This is a genomic window from Marinococcus sp. LNSP9103-4 (genome assembly GCF_056034345.1).
Genome location: NZ_JBQLIA010000039.1, coordinates 1 through 17,661 on the forward strand (window position 1 = coordinate 1; position 17,661 = coordinate 17,661).

A 17,661-nucleotide genomic window follows, 5' to 3' on the forward strand; every position below is an offset into this window, starting at 1 on the left:
AATGCCCTAAAAATGTGTTGCTTTTGATTGGGGCTCTGGCTTGTCTTTCCTTTTCAAAGAACGATCTGCCGCTCAAAAAAGCAGCTTAAACAATTTAACATGGTGCTCTTAAACTGTCAATACCTTTTAAAGTGACACATAAATTATAACCTTTGATCACCTAAATGTCAATGGAAATAATGGTGGGCCTGAGTGGACTTGAACCACCGACCTCACGCTTATCAGGCGTGCGCTCTGACCAACTGAGCTACAGGCCCACAGGCACAAAAAAATAACTTAAAGCAATTAATTTTTTTGTAATAATGGAGCGGGTGATGGGAATCGAACCCACGACATCAGCTTGGAAGGCTGAGGTTTTACCACTAAACTACACCCGCAAATACATGGTCGGGAAGACAGGATTCGAACCTGCGACCCCTTGGTCCCAAACCAAGTGCTCTACCAAGCTGAGCTACTTCCCGCAGATGCTGCTGAAAAAATAAGTAAATGGTGCGCCCGAGAGGACTTGAACCCCTGGCCTTCTGATCCGTAGTCAGACGCTCTATCCAACTGAGCTACGGGCGCATATTATGGTGCGGTCGAGAGGACTTGAACCTCCACGGGATAAACTCCCACTAGGCCCTCAACCTAGCGCGTCTGCCGATTCCGCCACGACCGCATACACCGATAATTATATAATGGTGCGGGTGAAGGGACTTGAACCCCCACGTCACAAGGACACTAGATCCTAAATCTAGCGCGTCTGCCGATTCCGCCACACCCGCGTGTTGTTGGCTGGGCCAGCTGGATTCGAACCAGCGCATCACGGGACCAAAACCCGATGCCTTACCGCTTGGCTATGGCCCAATATATTGGGTAAAAAAATGGCGGGCCTGACGGGATTTGAACCCGCGATCTCCTGCGTGACAGGCAGGCATGTTAACCGCTACACCACAGGCCCTCAATTGTATAAAGAAAATGGTGGAGGATGACAGGATCGAACTGCCGACCCCCTGCTTGTAAGGCAGGTGCTCTCCCAGCTGAGCTAATCCTCCATGTTGGTGACCCGTACGGGATTCGAACCCGTGTTACCGCCGTGAAAGGGCGGTGTCTTAACCACTTGACCAACGGGCCATAGTAAATGGCGGAGAAGGAGGGATTTGAACCCTCGCGCCGTTTACACGACCTACTCCCTTAGCAGGGGAGTCCCTTCAGCCACTTGGGTACTTCTCCAATGGCTCCGCAGGCAGGATTCGAACCTGCGACCAATCGGTTAACAGCCGATTGCTCTACCACTGAGCTACTGCGGAATGTGAATATTTCTTTTTTGAGACAAAGAAAATTCTACAAGATCTATTATGTAATGTCAATACGCTTTTAAAAGGGAATTTACAGCTTTTTTTGCCGTTTTTTGAAGCGCCCTCTCTCAAGCGACTTTTATAATGTATCACATCGAAAAAACACTGGTCAAGGTTTTTCTATATTTTTTTCAATGTTCCTCTGCAGGCTGCACAGACATATTTTCTTGTATCCAGCTGCCTCGTTCTTTTAAAAGAAATATGGCAGCTTTCACAGGCATACTGATAACGCTTTTTCTGTTTTAACCGATATTGTTCCAAAGAACTGCAGTGCATGATGCCTCCTACCTGCTTCAGCAGATCCTGAAATTCCCTGTCCTGATGTTTGTACCCTTTCCCTTCCAAATGTAAATGATAATGGCACAATTCATGTTTTACAATATCAATCACTTCCTGATGACCATAATTGTTCATCGACTTTGGATTTACTTCGATGTTCCCTGTGGAAAGCACATACCTTCCTCCTGTAGTCCGCAGCCTTTGATTAAACGAGACGCGATGTTTAAACACCTTTTGAAATTTTTCCACTGATATTTTCTGCGCCAATGCTGTTAATTCTTCGTCAGTCATTTTTTCCTCCCTAAAAAAACAGAGGGGTTCGTACCCTCTGTTTTTTCATTATCTATTTAGTTTACCATCGTCAATGCTACCCGTCCCCGTTTTTGATCAATATCTTCCACCCACACCGTAACTATCTCTCCTACCGAAACTACCTCCATCGGGTGTTTAATAAAACGGTTGGCGAGCTTTGATATGTGCACGAGGCCGTCTTCTTTAACACCTATATCAATAAAGGCTCCAAAATCCACTACATTGCGGACCGTTCCCTGAAGCTCCATCCCCTTTTCCAGGTCATCAAGAGTCATGATGCCTTTTTTCAGAAGAGGCTTCGAAAACGTATCACGGGGGTCCCGGTTCGGTCTTTTTAAATCCTCTATAATATCCTGCAGTGTAGGGACGCCTACTTCAAGAGCTTCAGCAAGCTGGCGCACCTCCTGGTTTTCAAGGACGTCCTTCATTTCTTTTGTGCCGGCCTGTGCTGCTTCAAGGTCCAGGTGACTGAGCAAACGCTCAGCGGTCTGATAACTTTCCGGGTGGATAGCCGTACGGTCGAATGGATTCGAAGACTCTGGCACCCGCAAAAAGCCAGCTGCCTGCTCATACGTTTTCGCTCCCAGTCTCGGTACCTTCTGAAGTTCTTTACGATTTGTAAAGCCTTCAAGCTCTTCTCTTTGCTTAATCACATTGTTTGCCACCGCTTTAGAAAGGCCAGCCACATACTGAAGCAGACTGCTCGAGGCACTGTTCACATCCACTCCAACCTGGTTTACCGCTGTCTCCACGACAAATGTCAGTGACTCATTTAGTCTCGTCTGCGAGACGTCATGCTGATACTGCCCCACCCCAATAGATTTAGGGTCTATCTTCACTAGCTCCGCCAGCGGATCCTGGAGCCTTCTTGCGATGGAAGCTGCGCTTCGCTCTTCAACCTGAAGATCCGGAAATTCTTCACGGGCAACCTCCGAAGCAGAATAAACGCTCGCACCAGCTTCGTTTACAATAATATACGAAACGTCTCCTTCCGCTTCTTCGACCACCCCGGCAATAAATTCTTCTGTTTCCCTTGAAGCCGTACCGTTGCCGATAGCTATAACCTGTATATCGTATTTTTCAATTAAAGCAAATACTTCTTTTTTCGCTTCGGTTATTTTATTTCTAGGCGGGACTGGATAGATCACTCCTACTTCAAGCAACCTTCCGTTGCCATCTACGACTGACAGCTTACAGCCGGTGCGGTATGCCGGATCTACGCCAAGTACTGTTTTCCCCTTCATCGGCGGCTGGAGCAGGAGGTTTCGAAGATTTTCGGAGAAGACAGAAATCGCCTGCGTTTCCGCTTCTTCTGTTTTGACTTTTCGAAGCTCCCGCTCGACTGCCGGGCCAATCAACCGTTTGTAGCTGTCCTGGATCGCTTCGTTCAGCTGCGGAACAGCAGACGAACCGAAACGCTTCACCACTTTCTTTTCTATAGTCGAAAGAATTCTGTCTTCCGGTGCCTGGAGGGAGATTTTCAGCACCCCTTCACTTTCTCCGCGGTTCATGGCTAACACTCGGTGCGACGGGGCCTTCGCCAGCGCTTCTTCATGATCGTAGTACATGCTGTAAATACCACGTTCATCCTTACTTTCATCTTTAGCTGCAGACTGAAGTCTGCCCTGCTTGTAGCTGAGATCACGGACACTGTGGCGGATGCTGGCATCGTCGGCAATCTGTTCAGAGATAATATGCCTCGCTCCTTCGAGTGCCGCTGCGGCATCTATCACTCCGGCTTCTTCATTCACATACGCACGCGCCTGTTCCTCCGGCAAACCTTCTTTTGGCTGCGACATGAGCCATTCCGCTAACGGCTCAAGCCCTTTCTCTTTCGCCACCGTCGCCTTCGTTCTTCTTTTCTGCTTATAAGGACGATACAGATCTTCTACTTCCTGAAGCTGTACAGCTCCATTGATAGATTGCCTTAACTCCGGCGTTAATTTTTCCTGTTTATCAATCAGCCGAAGCACTTCTTCCTTTCGCTCGGCCAATTGATTTGCGTAATTCCAGGACTGCTGAACGTCCCGGATCACCATTTCGTCCGAGGCACCGGTCTGCTCTTTACGGTAACGGGCAATGAAAGGAACCGTATTGCCTTCTTCAATCATATGTATAATGTTTGTGACATGCTTTTCCCTTATCTGAAGATCAGAAGCTATTTGGGATGCGACACCGCTTATCTCTTTTTCCATTTGTATTTCCTCCTGTCCAGCGTAACAATCCATTAGAATCTGTACTTATTATATTATAACGTACGTATGCCTATGTAAGGGGCAAATTCATCATAACATCAAAACGTCTGGCCTGTTTTCGCTTATTATATACAAAAAACCTCTACCATCACCGGCAGTGATGAAAGAGGTTTAACCTAATGCGCCAACCATTAAAGTAACATCATCATTTTCGTTTTCAGCTTTTTCAGCAAGTCTGTTTTTATATTCCTCTACCGAACGCATATACGGCAGGGCGCGTTGGTCTTCAGAGGATACAGTCATGCCGTCCGAGTGAAGAACAAAAGAGATGCCCTTATCGAAAGGAACGTACTCAAGCCGGTATTGAAACTTCCTGCCTGAAAGATAGCCCTTTGTTGGAACCGGCCGAAAAATATCTTCATTATCAGCACTGATATAGCAGGTAATATTACCGATGCTTCCATAGGTCAATTCCTGCTCCTGATAGCAGACCTTAATGACCGCAAGGACTACTCCCCGTTCAGAAACAAGCGCCCGGTTACAGCGCTCCAGGAGCATGGGGATAGATTCATGTTTATGGGCCCGAATGATATTCATGGCTATCTCTGCGGACTGCCTGGCACCTTCGCCACTCCCCAGCCCGTCCGTCACAGAGCAAAGAAAAAAATCCTCTGTTTCGATTACGAGATAGCTGTCCCCACACACACGGTTGCCCGGCTTTGTCTTTTGAAAGACCGCGGTATTCACTTGTGTATTCGAGATGGACTCCTTCATTACAGGCACTCCGAAGGCTCCACTCTTATAGATTCACGCAGCTTCTGCAGAGCCCTTCGCTGCAGTCTTGAAACGTGCATCTGAGAAATACCCAGCTGCTCTCCCGTTTCTTTTTGGCTTAAGTTTTCAAAATACGTACATCTCAGGATCTCTTTTTCTCTGTCCGTTAAAACCGCAAAAGCTTTTTGGAGCAGCAGTTGCTGATCTGTTTTTTCATATCCTTCTTCATTGGCACCAACAAGATCCAACAGCGTCACGGCACTGCCTTCCTGGTCTGCTTCTATGGAGCGATCCACAGATAAAGCCTGATAGCTTTTGCCCATTTCCATGGTTTCGAGCACTTCTTCCTCGCTTACCTCGAGGTACTCGGCAATCTCATCTACATACGGAGAACGCTGCAGACGGGTTGTCAGCTCTTCCACGGCCTTTTTAATTCTCGGGCCAAGCTCCTTAATACGGCGGGGAACATGAACACTCCACGTTTTATCACGGATAAACCGCTTGATTTCCCCTACAATTGTTGGGACTGCAAACGATTCAAAGCTCCTGTTAAAGGAATCGTCAAAACGGCGCAGCGCTGCCAGAAGCCCAATCATACCTACTTGATAAAGGTCGTCATCATGGTCCTGTCCCCGGGAAAATTTTCGTGATAAAGACTGCACAAGCGGTTCATAATGCTGTACAAGCTTAGTCTGAATTTCTTCAGTCGGGTCTTCCTGGAACTGGCGGATCCATTCATAAACTTCTTCACTCGTGCCGTTATTTTTGTTCTTGCGCGTTTGTTTCGGTTGAGACTCCGTCGACATTATTTTCCACCTCGTCTCTTTGCAGAAACTTTGTCATAGAAATAGCCACTCCGTTTTCGCCGCTGATTTCTACTTTATCCATCAATGTGTCTATGAGGAACAGTCCAAGTCCCCCCTCTTTCAGTTCCTCGATCGGTTTTTTGCTGTCTACGGGGCCGAGGTTTTGATCCAGTTCTTCAAGGACAAAGCTTTGACCTGTGTCTGCCACGACCATTTCCACCCGGTCTTCGAACACATTACAGGACAAATGCATATTACCGGTTTCTTCGTACGCATGGTTGACCACATTTGTGCATGCTTCCGCTATCGCAATTTTAATGTCCTCAATGTCATCGTAAGAAAAACCGAGGCGGTTTGCGAGTCCTGAAACTGTCAGCCGGGCGATTCCAACGTATTGAGGCTTGGCCGGAAGGATCATTTCCAAATAATCTGACTGGCGTTCCATTATTTGGCCTCCTCTGTATTTTCATCATCAATAGTGATTACTTCATCAAGTCCGGTAATGGTAAACAAACGCTTCACACGCTCATTCAGCCCTGTCAGACGAAGCGTAGCGTCATGATTTTCGGCTGACTTCAAGGCGCCAATAAATATACCAAGGCCGGTACTGTCGATATAGCTTACTTCTGTCAGGTCCACTACCACTTCTGCGCCTTCTTCTTCTGTCAGCGGATTCAGGTTCGCTTTCAGTTCCGGAGCCGTATACGCATCCACTTCCCCGGCTACTTTCAAAATTTTCTTTTTATCTGATTTTTCTACCACTTCTGTCGATAAATTCATTTAGTAAACCTCCTCATAACCATGCTGCTATATATAAATTACGATTTTTTAAATGTGCATCCTTCTCATGTTTCCCAGATTACAATCTGGTTAAACATTTCTGCGCAGTATAATCAATGTAAAGTCGTCACGAAGCTGAAAGCCCTGGGCTCTTTCCAGTTCATAGAATACGTGATTGACAATTTCCTGGGCAGGCAGATGCTGATACGTGCGGATGAGTCGCGTAATAGCTTCACGCTCAATAAAGCCGTCGTCGGTTCTGCATTCGGTAACGCCGTCTGATAAGAGCACAACAAAATCTCCCGGCTCCACCGTGAGTTGATATTCCTTATAGTTAGTGTTCCGCTTAATGCCAAGAACGATGCCTTTGGCCTGAAGCTCTTCAAACGTATCTTCAGCTGCCTTATAGTAGAAACCGGGCTCGTGGCCGGCTCCTGCATAGTTAAATTGATGGGAGCGTGAATCATACGAACCGTACATCATCGTAATGAACATGTTCGAAGCAATATTCTGCTCCACCACCCGGTTTACATTTTCAAGTAAAGCCCCGGGCTGCAGACGCTGCTCCGGATAACTGTCCATTGTATACTTGATCATTGACATACATAAAGCGGCCGGTATCCCTTTACCGATAATATCAGCAATCGCAAGACCGACACAGTCGTGGTCGTCTTTAACGAAATGGTAATAATCACCGCTCATTTTCGAAGCGGGGACACTTAGAACCCCCACATCCAAACCATTTACGTGTGGAATTTCATCCGGAAGAAACGTCTGCTGCATATTGGCAGCCACGTTAATTTCTGCTTCGAGTTCCTTTGTTTTATCACGAAGGCTCTGGTGTTCCCGGTACGCCAGTCCGTATCCCATCATTACCTCGAGAAGAAGCTCAAATGATTCATGAGCTCCTTTAGGAAGATCCGGAAAGAACTCCTCGAGCACCTCTAAATGAAGGCTAACCACTTCTTCCGGGGAAATCTGCTCCTCAAGCACTCTTTTACTGAACTGTTGGGCATAATAAAGCCCCTGTTCGCTCTGCTCTTCTAAATACGCCCGTAAAATATTCGCGTACTGATCATGTAACAATTCCTTCGACTCAGCCAACGTTTTTCCTCCTTAACGGAGCCATTTGATTGCCGTTATCGTTGTACCCTCTTCCATTACGGAGTCAACGTCAAAATCATCCATTAGTCTTCTCACTCCTGGAAGTCCGGCTCCTAAACCACCCGAAGTAGTATATCCGTCTTCCATTACTTCTCTTATGTTCTTAATGCCAGGGCCGCGGTCCTTGGCTGTAATCTTTATGCCCTTCTTTTTCTGGGTCCCCCTGGTCTCTTCCACCGCTTCGATAACGATTTCCCCTTTTTCAGCATACAGGTAGATGTTTCTTGCCAGCTCTGAAATGGCTGTCGTTATCCGCGCCTGATCCACACCGCCAAACCCTATTTCCTTAGCTAAATTTCGTCCGGCCTGTCTGGCTGATACAATTCCCCATTCGGTCTGCACTTCAACACTGGATTGGATACTCATGCTTACCCCTCCAATTCCTGTTGAAGTTTCTCAAGTCCCTGCTCAAGATCTAGTGCCGTTGGTACTTCTTCAAGCATAATGCCCATATCTATCAGAGTGATCGCCACTGCCGGCTGGATGCCCGTCAGAACAACTTTCGCTCCCATTAAATTGGACATTTCCACGACGTCGCCCAGCACTTTGGCGATAAATGAATCAATCATATCCACGGAGGTTAAATCAATCACTACGCCTGTAGAGCCTTCTTCGTGAATTTTACTCAGCAGGTCTTCCTGAAACTGAAGAGCTGTTTGATCATCTAGATCTACCTGCACTGAAATTAATAAATAATGACTTAGTTTTAAGATTGGAATCCGCATCGACTTATGCCCTCCATTCTGCTCCATTCTCTAGCTGAACCATTTTGCGCTGCGTCAGCTCAAGCGCTGATTCAATGCCCTTGCGCAGGCTGCTTTTCGTCGGGAAGGTGCTCAGATCAATGCCCAGATTTACAATTGTCTGGGCAATTTCCGGACGGATACCGACCAGAATGCACTCCGCCCCTACCAGCCTCACCGCTTTAGAGGCCTGAATAATATGGTTTGCCACCATCGTATCTACTACCGGCACGCCGGTTATATCAATTAAAACTACCTGGGAACGATGCTGAATAATCCCGTCGAGCAAATTCTCCATAATAAGCTTTGCCCGCTCGGTGTCAATCGCTCCAATTAATGGCATGACACTGACTTTTTCAAAGACAGGAATAAGAGGAGCAGAAAGTTCATTTAGAGCCATCTGCTGAATTTCGAGTGTTTTTATCCACGAATCGGAATAATCATCAACCAGCTGGTTCACGATCGCATCCACCCATTCTTCCACTTCTACAATCAAGCGCACGCTGTCTTCGTCTGCGTTATTAATATATGGCACAATGTAGGCAGTAACGATGCGCCGAAACACCTGCATCCCCTGTGTAAAATAGCTCAGCGGCCAGTCGGTCTGGATAAGCCGTTCCGCAAAATTCTTGATTTTACTTTTGGCTTCCGACCGCTCTAAACGGACTGAGCTGTACAGCACATCAATAAATTCTTCGTTGTTTGTGAATACTAAATCATCAGGAAGGGAGTTTTTAAAATATTCTTCCTGAACCCGAGCCATCTCTTCTTTCCATTTGGAAACCAGCTGTTCCTGATGGTCATTGATGGCCTGCACTACAGATGAATGCATCGTGAATTCCTCCATCTAGTCTGTCCATTTCCGTTTTATGGGCGGGGATAATTTTTATATGTTAATGCCCGGACTGGTGCATACTTTGTATTGTTTTGTACCGTATAGTTTGTTAATGGCACACCTGTACACTATCATACTCTATTTAGTATTATTCCATGTATAATACTTTAGCGCAAACAATTATGGCTGCAATCATATATATTCCTGAATAAAATTTATTACAATAAAAAAGCTGCCCGCCTTTCATAGACAGGCAAGCAGCTTTTTTATTCATCTCTGTTTCTTTAAAAGAAGAAATATAATTTCGAGTGTTTCAGATTCCGCTAAGCAATCGGCGATTCAAAGAGTGATCCACTTCTGTTTCTGCCTCAAATGACTCAGCAGCAATATTTAAATTGATACTGCTCATTTCTTCATACCCTTGCTTCATCGCTTCTTGAAACTCCAGACGTTGGCGTTCTTTTAAATACATCTCCGTGGCTTGATGAATAAATTCGTTGCGGTTTGAGCTCTGCTGCCCCTCTTCAATCATTCCATCAAGTTCGTCAAGAAGATAGTCAGGCAGGCTGACCTTAATCTGCTTAGTGCTTTTCTGATGCACTCCACACACCTCCAGGTTGACCCTTTTAGATTCCCATCCCTTAATCATTACTTAATTCATAATAGCATTTCTATATGCTGTTTGCAAAGCGCGTTTTTCATAAAATCAGGGTTCAAACCTGTTTTCGGGAGTATATACCCGGGGGACGCGTTTACTGATGGTACAGGGAACTTCATATGTAATCGTTCCAAGACGGCCGGCTACTTCCGTGACGCTGATCGTTTCCTCTTTCTGGCTGCCAATCAGTGTCACTTCCGTGTCCACCGGAAATTCATGCGGCAGCCGAACCATCATCTGATCCATGCAGATGCGCCCTACAATAGGTACGCGAAAGCCTCCTGCCAATACCTCCCCCTGATTTTCAGCGTGCGCTCTCAGCCAGCCATCTGCATAACCGATAGGCACAGTACCTATCCATTCATTTCCCGTGGAGGTATATGTTGCGCCGTAGCTGATACTCGTGCCCGGCGGCACTTCTTTCACCTGAGTCAGGCGGCTGTGAAGCGTGAATGCTTCCTTAAGTGTAAATGGAAGATGCCCGGTAATATCTGCTGCGGGGGTCAATCCATACATTGAAATCCCGAACCGGACCATATTAAAGCAGCGCTCCGGAAAACGCATAGCCGCTGCGCTGTTACCGCAGTGAATCAGGCGGGGAGCGCTCCCCAGCTGCTGTACCAGGGCAACGACCCGGGAAAAACGGGCATACTGCTGTTCAAAATAAGCAGTCTCCAGTTCATCAGCAGTAGCGAAATGCGTATACATACCTTCCAATTCTATAGAGGGAATCCGGTTTACCGCGGCCAAAAAGGAAGAGATTTCTTCGTCATTTATCAATCCCAGACGGCCCATGCCGGTATCTACTTTCATATGAATGAAAAGAGATTCTCCGGCTGTATGCCGGGAGGCTTCCTTTAGCCATTCTTCCTGAAAGACCGTGATCCGGATATCGTGGCGGGCGGCCACTGGGGCGTCCTGCGGCCGCGTTCTTCCAAGCACGAGGATAGGCAGTTCTATGCCGGCTTCCCGCAGTTCAAGCGCTTCTTCAAGCAGCGCCACCCCAAAATAGGAGGCTCCCGCCTCCGCTGCTGCCTTTGCAGTTGCCGCCGCCCCGTGTCCGTAGCCATCCGCTTTCACTACGGCCATTACGGCCACGTTTTCTGTATGAAGCTTCCGCACTTCACGGATGTTGTATTTAATGTTTTCTGTATTGATCTCCACCCACGTGTCCCGGTAGGATTCGCTGGAAAACGCCATGATGACTCCTCTTTTCTATCGTTTCTTTTGTGCCTGAATGAAGGTCAGGGCTTTCGGCAGATAATCGATCAAATTGGATGCAGTAAAAGAATAATCCGATACCCCTTCATTTATCGCAATTTCTGCAGCCAAGCCGTGTGTGTAGACTGCATTACAAACTCCCTCTTCCACTGTTGGACCCTGAAGCATCATCGCAAGCACGATGCCGGTCAGTGCATCCCCGGATCCTCCCTTGGCCAGGGCACTGCTGCCGCTGGTACTCACATACTGCCTGCCTTGAGGGGTTGTAATAATCGTGTTTGGCCCCTTCAGTACAAGATAGCAGCCGAATTTACGTGCATATTCGCGTGAAACCGTAAACCGCTCTGCATTGACCTCCTTTGGCGAAAGGCCCGTGAGGCGGCCCATTTCACCGGGGTGCGGGGTCAAAATCAGCGGGTATTCTCTGTTTATCATTTCCTCCTCCAGCTCCGGCAGAAAATAAAGTCCATCTGCATCCAGCACGAGCGGCGTTTGTGTCTCTGTCAGGAGCCGCTTCGTTAATACTCTCGTGCTTTCTGTCCGGCCAAGTCCGGAGCCGGCTGCAACACCGTCCATGCCGTCCCATGGGAACGGCGTTTCCTGTAAATCGGCGACCTGACCGTCCTCCGTTTCAGGCAGCGGAAAGTAGGTTGCTTCTAGCACATGAGAGGCGACGGCGCTCAATGCAGATTCCGGTATGCTTGTGGTCAGAAGGCCGATGCCGGCATGCAGGCAGGCGTTCGAAGCGATGGCCGGAGCACCGGGCATATTATAGGCCCCTGCTATCAGCAGCCCTTTGCCGTTATCGCCTTTGTGGGACTCCTGCGTCCGTTCCGGCAGACTTTTGGCTGCGTCAGTCAGCTCCCACGTCTGTCTTTGCTGATCCAATGCCTTCCAGGAAGCTTGCGGTACGCCAATCGGCACAATTCGAACTTCACCGTAATAGTGCCTCGCCGGATACAGGTACGTGCTCAGTGTAGGAGCTTCAAGAATTACTGTAGTGTCTGCATTCACCGCCATACCGGGAAGTTCTTCCTCATTCGCCGGTACTCCCGTGGGAATATCTACAGCTACAACCGGTGCTGTTATGCTGTTCAGCCACTTTCCTGCAGAATAAAAAGGCTCTTTCAGCTCTCCGTAAATCCCGGTTCCAAGCATTGCATCAATATAGATAATCCCTTCCTCCGGCAATTCTGGTTCAGGCACGCTGGTACCTGCTTTCAGCGGAAGCCCGCAGGCTCGGTACAGGTCTTTATGATAAAGCGCTCCTCCGGAAAGGGCCTCCTCTTCTGCCAGCAGATACACAGAAACCTCCCACCCGAGAGAGGAGAGTGTCCTGCCGATAACGAAACCATCGCCCCCGTTGTTTCCCTTCCCTGCAAAGATAACAGCTTTACGCGCTTCAGGATACATATCATGAATGGCAGCTGCCGCCGCCCGTCCCGCATTTTCCATTAGCAGTTCTTCTTTCATTCCAAGTGTTCCGATGGTGTATTGATCGAGCTGCTGCATTTCTTTACTTGTTACGATCTGCATCCTATTCGCCGCCCCTTTCTTCAATAATAACCTGAGCAACCGCACTGTCCCGCGAGTGACTGATGGAAACATGGATAATATAAGCCTCATAGCCTTCGCAGCGGAGCAGCGGCTCCCCCCGCTCTCCATTACTCACTGTAATATCGTGAAAGCCTGTCTGCGAAGAGATGCCGGTGCCTGCTGCCTTTACAAATGCTTCCTTGGCAGCAAACCTTCCTGCTGTAAATTCTATCAGCCGTTTGCCGGAAAAATGTCTGCAGGCATGTAATTCATCTTCATTTAAAATTCGCGGCAAAAATTTTTTCTGCTCTAAAGAGCGTTCAATCCGCTCTAACTCAATGATATCAACGCCTATTCCTTTAATCATTACTTTCTCCCTTCCCGCAGCGCTTTTCGTGTATTCCTCTATTTATTCATGCTACACTGACCGTACATACTTATACACTTTAGTATACCCGTCACCAGAAAGGGGACTAACCCACTTGTTTATCCGCCATGAAACTTTTTCCACATTTATAAGACGCTACCCCGTAATCTCAATTATATTAGCAGTACACCTGCTATTGTTTTTCTGGGTAAATCTTTCGGAATGGACGAACGGCCTGATTCCGTTCGGGGAAGTTATTTATTATTTGATGGTTGGCAACAACTTCGCTATTCAGAGCGGAGACTACTGGCGCCTTCTTACTCCAGTGTTTTTACATACGTCTTTTGGGCACGTGCTTTTTAACTCCTTTGCGCTGCTGCTTTTCGGACCGCCGCTTGAATTCATGCTCGGCCGGCTCAAATTTCTGACATTTTATTTAACAGCCGGAATTATTGGAAATATTGCTACACTGTTTTTCGGTTCGCTCTACTTGTCACATTTGGGTGCCTCCGGCGCCATTTACGGGCTTTTTGGCGCTTATGTATTTATTATGATGAACCGCCGGCATCTTATCGACCCTTCAAGCGCCCAGATAGTTATTGTTCTCCTTGTGATAGGCATGGTGTTCACCCTTCTGAATTCCGGCGTCAACATATGGGCGCACCTATTTGGATTCGTTGCCGGTTTCGGGCTGATTCCTATGTTTTTAAAAAACGCAGTTCCCTTTTACTTCTCCCAGGGATTTGGGCCTTCTTCCGACATTCGCAGGCCGCGCCGGAAAGTACGCGCGGTTACTGCCCAGAAAGTAGGAAGACGAATCGCTTTAATTGCCGCCTACGTCATTGTCGGCGCCGTGCTTCTCCGGGTGCTCCAGCTCGTCATCGCCGCGTTGATGTAAAAAGAAAAGCGGAAATGCCCCGAAAGCCGCGAAGGATACTTCCCGGCCGCGCAGAGCAGCCCGCTGCTCGAAGTCGGACGGAAAGTAATTCCGAGAGGCTGGGCATAGAAAAGCGCAAGAAGCCTGGTAGTGGCGCGGGATAATTCTCTCCATATAATAACTGCTTTCCCCAGATAGAAAAGAGGCCCTTCCCGCAGAAGTGGCCTCTTTTTCGTTTATCTGCTTTTTACGAGCAGATTGACAGCTTCCTGGACAGATTCACTGGTATCTTCCCCACGTTCCATCTGTTCACGCATGCATTGTTCCAGGTTTTCACTGACAATTACACCGATTGCACGGTCCATCGCAGAACGAGCAGCTGACATCTGCCCTACAGTATCCCGGCAGTCCTGTCCTTCTTCCATCATCCGAAGAACACCCCGCACCTGCCCTTCGACACGGCGGAGTCTGTTTTTAATATTGGCATCATATTCCATGAGTTAAGCGGCCTCCAATGTATTTAAAATGTACATTGTCATTATACATGAAATAATTGGTAATTTCCTACACCCTCTAATAAATTTTCAATCAGCTTGCTTTCCACCCGATCGTATTAGGAGCTGCAGGGACTTCCCATTTTTGGTTGAGCGGCACTTCTCCAAGTGAGTCACTGTTTTCAGAGATAAACTTTATGGATTCATATCCAAAGTCAGCTGCCGCCAGTCCCACCGCGTCAATCATCGCCTGCTGCACTTCCACAGACGTATCCTCAAGAGAGCCAGCCAGGCTGATAGTTACTGATTCACCCTCGCCTTCCACATTTCCTACAGTAAGAGAGCCGGGGATAGGAGCTCTCACTTCAGAAATTTCAGGTCCTTCGTTCATTTTCACCAGCGTTTCCTCCAAAGAAAGCAAAGACCCGTTTTCATTTGTTGTAGAAACACCCGCTCCTTCACCAGTCACTAAATAAGAGGCGTCATTTACATCATATAAATAATAGCCGCGATTCTCATCAATATCCCGGACGTCTATTTCTTCTTCATTTCCGGTGTCTTCATCAGGGATATTTGATACTTCTATACCTTTTTCCCCTAAATAACGGGCAAGCTCTTCAATGCCCCGCTCGATCCGGCCGGCTTCCACAGGCGTAGTTTCGGAGGATACTGCTGCTTCAAGACTGCCATTCTCTGCATCTTCCCAGGAGACTTTTTCAGTCACAGCAGGGCCGAGCCCGAATTCATTTCCGTCTACTTCTTCCGTAATAAAATTCAAAAGCTCTTTCAGATCCGTTTCTGCTGTAAATGTTAATGGGACAATAACCGAATCCTGTACACTTTCAAAAGGGATCGTCACAGCATTCACACTGCCGCTGCCTTCTTCTTTAGTAAGCGCAGATACATACCCATCCGGTATTTCTTCGTTCTCCTGCGTATCCTCCTGAACTGTCGGCGGGCTTTCTTCTTCAGTACCACTACCCGCCGGCTCAGATTCTTCAGGCACTCCGTTGTCTGTATCGTTTTCAGCTGTATTTTCCGTTTCCTGCTGTTCGGCTGACTCTGAATCTCCGGCCTCATTCTCATCTTCAGCGTTCTCTTCCTGAGAAGGGGAAGCCGTCTGATTCGAAGTCCACCATATTCCCGGAACGATAAGTATCGCTAGTAGGAGAACTGCCGCCGAGGTAAAAACAGGGGCTGGCCATCGCCGATGCGTACGGTGTCTTTTCTTTGAGTCCAGCCGATCCTGAATATTATGGTAGATTTCATCTTTGGATCGTTTATCCTTCACCCGGGGCATTTGCTTTAATGAATGTTCAATCCGTTCCATAGAACGATTATGCTTCTTCACTCTCCTGCCCTCCTTTCTTCTAAATTTTCCCTGTTTTCCATCAAGTCCTGTATTTTTTTCACGGCCCGGTGCTGTGTCGTTTTCACCTTACTCTCTGACCATCCGAGCACTTCAGCTGCTTCTTTAATCGAAAGCGATTCCACATAACGCAGCATAAGCACCTGCCGCTGATCCGGGGAGCACGCTTTCATGCATTCATAAATTTCACGCACATCGTCTTTCGTAGTGAGAATCTCATCTGGAAGAGGCGCCGGGTCCCGCATTTCCTCTTTTGATAAAGGACCAAGTACTCCCAGCCATTTCCGCTTCTTTCTGTTTTGCTTGCGGATCCAGTCTATGCCGACATGTCTGGCGATAGAATAAAGCCAGGTTTTTTCACTGCTTTTGCCTTCAAACGTTTCAAAGGAATGCAGCACTTTAATGTAAACTTCCTGGACCAGCTCCTCGGCTGTTTCACGATCTCGGACCATATAAAATAAATATTGGAAAAGGGAGTGATGATATTGTTCATATAGCCTTTCAAACTCATCATGCATGATGAACACTTCCTTAATGTAGACGTTCCCTGTCTTTTTTAGTTACACCGTTGATTTTATTAATGGAAGGCGGAAAAGAAATTACGCTTCCATCCATTTTCTGTTTATGTATATTCAACATTTAATTTTTCTGCTGATACTTTCTAAGATATTAGCAAAATACTTCGCATTATTATAGCATTTCCACGGTTTTTTCCGAAAAACCCCCCACCGCTTTCACACTCTGATTTAACATTAGTAAAGTCCTGTTTATGTTCATTTGAGGGATTTGAACCTTTCTTTATTTTGAAACATGGTATAATTATGTAACAACATTGTATTAATTGTAAACTAAATTTAATATTTGACCTAGGGGGGGTTCCATGAAAAAATTCTCATTTTTAGCAGTTGCCGCCACAGCCGTTATTACTCTCAGCGCCTGCGGCACCGAAAATAGCGAAAACGCGGAAAACAGTGAAAAAGCAACTGAAACAGCCTCCGTTGAAGCTAACGGAGAAGAAAATGAAGACAATGAAGAAAATGACAGTGCAAAGAATGAAGAACAGAAAGATAAAGATACGGCTTCCGAAACTGATGAAGCAGCAGAAGGCGACGCTTCCGCTGAAGACAGCGCCTCTACAGAAGATACTGCCACAGAAAATGAAGAAGGAAATACGGAATCCGAAGACACTGCCAGCGAAGATGCTTCATCGGAAGATACTTTACCGGAGGATGATGCGGCAGAAGAAAGTGCTTCTGAAGAAACGACCAACAGTGAAGAAGCAGCTTCCGAAGAGTCTACTGAGTCTACTGAGACTGCTGAAACTACAGATACAGAAGCTAACAGCACCTCAGCTTCTGAAGAAGAAGAGGCTGTAACAGAAGAAGTGACTGTTTACTACCTCGACAGCGATTTGATGAATACAATTTCTGAAACCCGCAGCCTTGAAGCAGCGTCTGAAAATGATCTGCCGTTTGAAGCTGTGCAGGCATGGCTCGACGGCCCTGAAACAGAAGATGCCGTTAGTCCGCTTCCAGTAGAAACCGAAGTACAGTTTGTCGAATTTAAAGACAACACTGCCTTTGTTTCCTTTGAACCTTCTGTCCTCGAAGCCACTACAGTCGGGAGCACTCTCGAGCTCGCATTTGTAGAACAGCTGGCAGTGTTAATGGACCAGTTTGGATACGGTCAGACTCAGATTCTTATTGACGGCGAAGTTGTCACGGACTTTTACGGGCACCGGGAAATCAACCAGCCTATCGAAGCGACGGATCCTTCGGAGCTTTATGGCAGTAACTAACACCAGGTATATAAAAAAAGCGCCCGCACACGCGGACGCTTCAGACTGTCGACAATGGCTCTAATTTTAGAGCGTGTCGGCAGTTTTTTATGCTATGATAAAAAGAAATAGCCTGG

The 17,661-nt window shown here is 47.2% G+C and carries 19 protein-coding genes and 12 tRNA genes; 2 read left to right on the forward strand and 29 right to left on the reverse strand.

What is annotated here, in order from left to right; genetic code table 11:
* Positions 1–180 precede the first annotated feature (180 nt).
* The 26 genes from ACTRXG_RS16305 to acpS all read right to left on the reverse strand — a co-directional run bounded on the left by ACTRXG_RS16305 (position 181) and on the right by acpS (position 13,007).
* Positions 181–257, reverse strand: a tRNA-Ile gene (locus tag ACTRXG_RS16305).
* 46 nt (positions 258–303) lie between these two features.
* Positions 304–377, reverse strand: a tRNA-Gly gene (locus tag ACTRXG_RS16310).
* Between the two features lie 7 nt (positions 378–384).
* Positions 385–461, reverse strand: a tRNA-Pro gene (locus tag ACTRXG_RS16315).
* A gap of 26 nt (positions 462–487) precedes the next feature.
* Positions 488–564, reverse strand: a tRNA-Arg gene (locus ACTRXG_RS16320).
* Positions 565–570: 6 nt separating this feature from the next.
* Positions 571–658 (reverse strand) — tRNA-Leu (locus ACTRXG_RS16325).
* A 20-nt stretch (positions 659–678) separates the two neighbouring features.
* Positions 679–764, reverse strand: a tRNA-Leu gene (locus ACTRXG_RS16330).
* A 7-nt stretch (positions 765–771) separates the two neighbouring features.
* Positions 772–846 (reverse strand) — tRNA-Gln (locus ACTRXG_RS16335).
* Between the two features lie 18 nt (positions 847–864).
* A tRNA-Asp gene (locus ACTRXG_RS16340) sits at positions 865–940 on the reverse strand.
* A gap of 18 nt (positions 941–958) precedes the next feature.
* Positions 959–1,034, reverse strand: a tRNA-Val gene (locus ACTRXG_RS16345).
* 4 nt (positions 1,035–1,038) lie between these two features.
* Positions 1,039–1,113, reverse strand: a tRNA-Glu gene (locus ACTRXG_RS16350).
* 8 nt (positions 1,114–1,121) lie between these two features.
* Positions 1,122–1,212 (reverse strand) — tRNA-Ser (locus ACTRXG_RS16355).
* A gap of 2 nt (positions 1,213–1,214) precedes the next feature.
* Positions 1,215–1,289: transfer RNA gene (locus tag ACTRXG_RS16360), tRNA-Asn, on the reverse strand.
* Between the two features lie 168 nt (positions 1,290–1,457).
* Entirely contained in the window at positions 1,458–1,907 is a 450-nt protein-coding gene (locus ACTRXG_RS16365; protein ID WP_474285983.1) for a SprT family protein, read from the reverse strand.
* Positions 1,908–1,963: 56 nt separating this feature from the next.
* Entirely contained in the window at positions 1,964–4,123 is a 2,160-nt protein-coding gene (locus tag ACTRXG_RS16370) for a Tex family protein (RefSeq protein ID WP_474285984.1), read from the reverse strand.
* Positions 4,124–4,294: 171 nt separating this feature from the next.
* The gene (locus ACTRXG_RS16375; RefSeq protein ID WP_474282188.1) at positions 4,295–4,897 is read right to left on the reverse strand and encodes a PP2C family serine/threonine-protein phosphatase; all 603 of its coding nucleotides are present in this window, start codon (positions 4,895–4,897) and stop codon (positions 4,295–4,297) included.
* A complete protein-coding gene (gene sigB, locus ACTRXG_RS16380; RefSeq protein ID WP_022792609.1) occupies positions 4,897–5,703 on the reverse strand; it encodes an RNA polymerase sigma factor SigB in 807 nt (268 codons plus the stop codon). Before sigB ends, ACTRXG_RS16375 begins: the two co-directional genes overlap by 1 nt.
* Complete coding sequence (gene rsbW, locus ACTRXG_RS16385) at positions 5,657–6,148, reverse strand: anti-sigma B factor RsbW (protein ID WP_474285985.1); 492 nt, start codon at positions 6,146–6,148, stop codon at positions 5,657–5,659. Before rsbW ends, sigB begins: the two co-directional genes overlap by 47 nt.
* Positions 6,148–6,483 (reverse strand): STAS domain-containing protein, encoded by a 336-nt coding sequence (locus ACTRXG_RS16390; RefSeq protein WP_322527002.1) that lies wholly within the window; start codon positions 6,481–6,483, stop codon positions 6,148–6,150. Before ACTRXG_RS16390 ends, rsbW begins: the two co-directional genes overlap by 1 nt.
* 90 nt (positions 6,484–6,573) lie before the next feature.
* Entirely contained in the window at positions 6,574–7,587 is a 1,014-nt protein-coding gene (locus ACTRXG_RS16395) for a PP2C family protein-serine/threonine phosphatase (RefSeq protein WP_474285986.1), read from the reverse strand.
* Between the two features lie 12 nt (positions 7,588–7,599).
* Positions 7,600–8,013, reverse strand: a complete 414-nt coding sequence (locus ACTRXG_RS16400) for an anti-sigma regulatory factor (protein ID WP_022792605.1) — start codon at positions 8,011–8,013, stop codon at positions 7,600–7,602.
* A 2-nt stretch (positions 8,014–8,015) separates the two neighbouring features.
* Complete coding sequence (locus tag ACTRXG_RS16405; RefSeq protein ID WP_022792604.1) at positions 8,016–8,372, reverse strand: STAS domain-containing protein; 357 nt, start codon at positions 8,370–8,372, stop codon at positions 8,016–8,018.
* Between the two features lie 4 nt (positions 8,373–8,376).
* Positions 8,377–9,222, reverse strand: a complete 846-nt coding sequence (locus ACTRXG_RS16410) for an STAS domain-containing protein (protein WP_474285988.1) — start codon at positions 9,220–9,222, stop codon at positions 8,377–8,379.
* A gap of 316 nt (positions 9,223–9,538) precedes the next feature.
* Positions 9,539–9,826 (reverse strand): CopG family ribbon-helix-helix protein, encoded by a 288-nt coding sequence (locus ACTRXG_RS16415; RefSeq protein ID WP_322527004.1) that lies wholly within the window; start codon positions 9,824–9,826, stop codon positions 9,539–9,541.
* A gap of 105 nt (positions 9,827–9,931) precedes the next feature.
* Complete coding sequence (alr, locus tag ACTRXG_RS16420) at positions 9,932–11,083, reverse strand: alanine racemase (RefSeq protein ID WP_474285990.1); 1,152 nt, start codon at positions 11,081–11,083, stop codon at positions 9,932–9,934.
* A 15-nt stretch (positions 11,084–11,098) separates the two neighbouring features.
* Complete coding sequence (locus ACTRXG_RS16425) at positions 11,099–12,640, reverse strand: NAD(P)H-hydrate dehydratase (RefSeq protein ID WP_474285991.1); 1,542 nt, start codon at positions 12,638–12,640, stop codon at positions 11,099–11,101.
* A gap of 1 nt (position 12,641) precedes the next feature.
* A complete protein-coding gene (acpS, locus tag ACTRXG_RS16430; protein WP_474278656.1) occupies positions 12,642–13,007 on the reverse strand; it encodes a holo-ACP synthase in 366 nt (121 codons plus the stop codon).
* A gap of 196 nt (positions 13,008–13,203) precedes the next feature.
* On the opposite strand from acpS, the gene ACTRXG_RS16435 reads away from it, so the two are divergent.
* Positions 13,204–13,905, forward strand: coding sequence for a rhomboid family intramembrane serine protease (locus ACTRXG_RS16435; protein ID WP_474285992.1), 702 nt, complete (start codon positions 13,204–13,206; stop codon positions 13,903–13,905).
* A gap of 215 nt (positions 13,906–14,120) precedes the next feature.
* Here the strand turns inward: ACTRXG_RS16435 and ACTRXG_RS16440 are convergent, their stop codons facing one another.
* From ACTRXG_RS16440 to ACTRXG_RS16450, 3 genes are all read right to left on the reverse strand, one after another.
* Complete coding sequence (locus ACTRXG_RS16440) at positions 14,121–14,381, reverse strand: metal-sensitive transcriptional regulator (protein WP_462867255.1); 261 nt, start codon at positions 14,379–14,381, stop codon at positions 14,121–14,123.
* Positions 14,382–14,472: 91 nt separating this feature from the next.
* A complete protein-coding gene (locus tag ACTRXG_RS16445; RefSeq protein WP_474285993.1) occupies positions 14,473–15,729 on the reverse strand; it encodes a hypothetical protein in 1,257 nt (418 codons plus the stop codon).
* Complete coding sequence (locus ACTRXG_RS16450; protein WP_474285995.1) at positions 15,726–16,265, reverse strand: RNA polymerase sigma factor SigX; 540 nt, start codon at positions 16,263–16,265, stop codon at positions 15,726–15,728. Before ACTRXG_RS16450 ends, ACTRXG_RS16445 begins: the two co-directional genes overlap by 4 nt.
* 362 nt (positions 16,266–16,627) lie before the next feature.
* Between ACTRXG_RS16450 and ACTRXG_RS16455 the strand changes: the two genes are divergently transcribed.
* Positions 16,628–17,545, forward strand: coding sequence for a hypothetical protein (locus ACTRXG_RS16455; protein ID WP_474285997.1), 918 nt, complete (start codon positions 16,628–16,630; stop codon positions 17,543–17,545).
* The last annotated feature ends 116 nt before the right edge of the window (positions 17,546–17,661 follow it).

Bases quoted from the DNA above. Each gene is read 5' to 3' on its own strand.
- ACTRXG_RS16400 (WP_022792605.1), bottom strand. From the start codon at position 8,013: ATGAGTATCCAATCCAGTGTTGAAGTGCAGACCGAATGGGGAATTGTA.
- ACTRXG_RS16455 (WP_474285997.1), top strand. From the start codon at position 16,628: ATGAAAAAATTCTCATTTTTAGCAGTTGCCGCCACAGCCGTTATTACT.
- acpS (WP_474278656.1), bottom strand. From the start codon at position 13,007: ATGATTAAAGGAATAGGCGTTGATATCATTGAGTTAGAGCGGATTGAA.
- ACTRXG_RS16425 (WP_474285991.1), bottom strand. From the start codon at position 12,640: ATGCAGATCGTAACAAGTAAAGAAATGCAGCAGCTCGATCAATACACC.
- rsbW (WP_474285985.1), bottom strand. From the start codon at position 6,148: ATGGAACGCCAGTCAGATTATTTGGAAATGATCCTTCCGGCCAAGCCT.
- ACTRXG_RS16440 (WP_462867255.1), bottom strand. From the start codon at position 14,381: ATGGAATATGATGCCAATATTAAAAACAGACTCCGCCGTGTCGAAGGG.
- ACTRXG_RS16405 (WP_022792604.1), bottom strand. From the start codon at position 8,372: ATGCGGATTCCAATCTTAAAACTAAGTCATTATTTATTAATTTCAGTG.
- ACTRXG_RS16390 (WP_322527002.1), bottom strand. From the start codon at position 6,483: ATGAATTTATCGACAGAAGTGGTAGAAAAATCAGATAAAAAGAAAATT.
- alr (WP_474285990.1), bottom strand. From the start codon at position 11,083: ATGGCGTTTTCCAGCGAATCCTACCGGGACACGTGGGTGGAGATCAAT.
- sigB (WP_022792609.1), bottom strand. From the start codon at position 5,703: ATGTCGACGGAGTCTCAACCGAAACAAACGCGCAAGAACAAAAATAAC.
- ACTRXG_RS16375 (WP_474282188.1), bottom strand. From the start codon at position 4,897: ATGAAGGAGTCCATCTCGAATACACAAGTGAATACCGCGGTCTTTCAA.
- ACTRXG_RS16450 (WP_474285995.1), bottom strand. From the start codon at position 16,265: ATGCATGATGAGTTTGAAAGGCTATATGAACAATATCATCACTCCCTT.
- ACTRXG_RS16365 (WP_474285983.1), bottom strand. From the start codon at position 1,907: ATGACTGACGAAGAATTAACAGCATTGGCGCAGAAAATATCAGTGGAA.
- ACTRXG_RS16410 (WP_474285988.1), bottom strand. From the start codon at position 9,222: ATGCATTCATCTGTAGTGCAGGCCATCAATGACCATCAGGAACAGCTG.
- ACTRXG_RS16370 (WP_474285984.1), bottom strand. From the start codon at position 4,123: ATGGAAAAAGAGATAAGCGGTGTCGCATCCCAAATAGCTTCTGATCTT.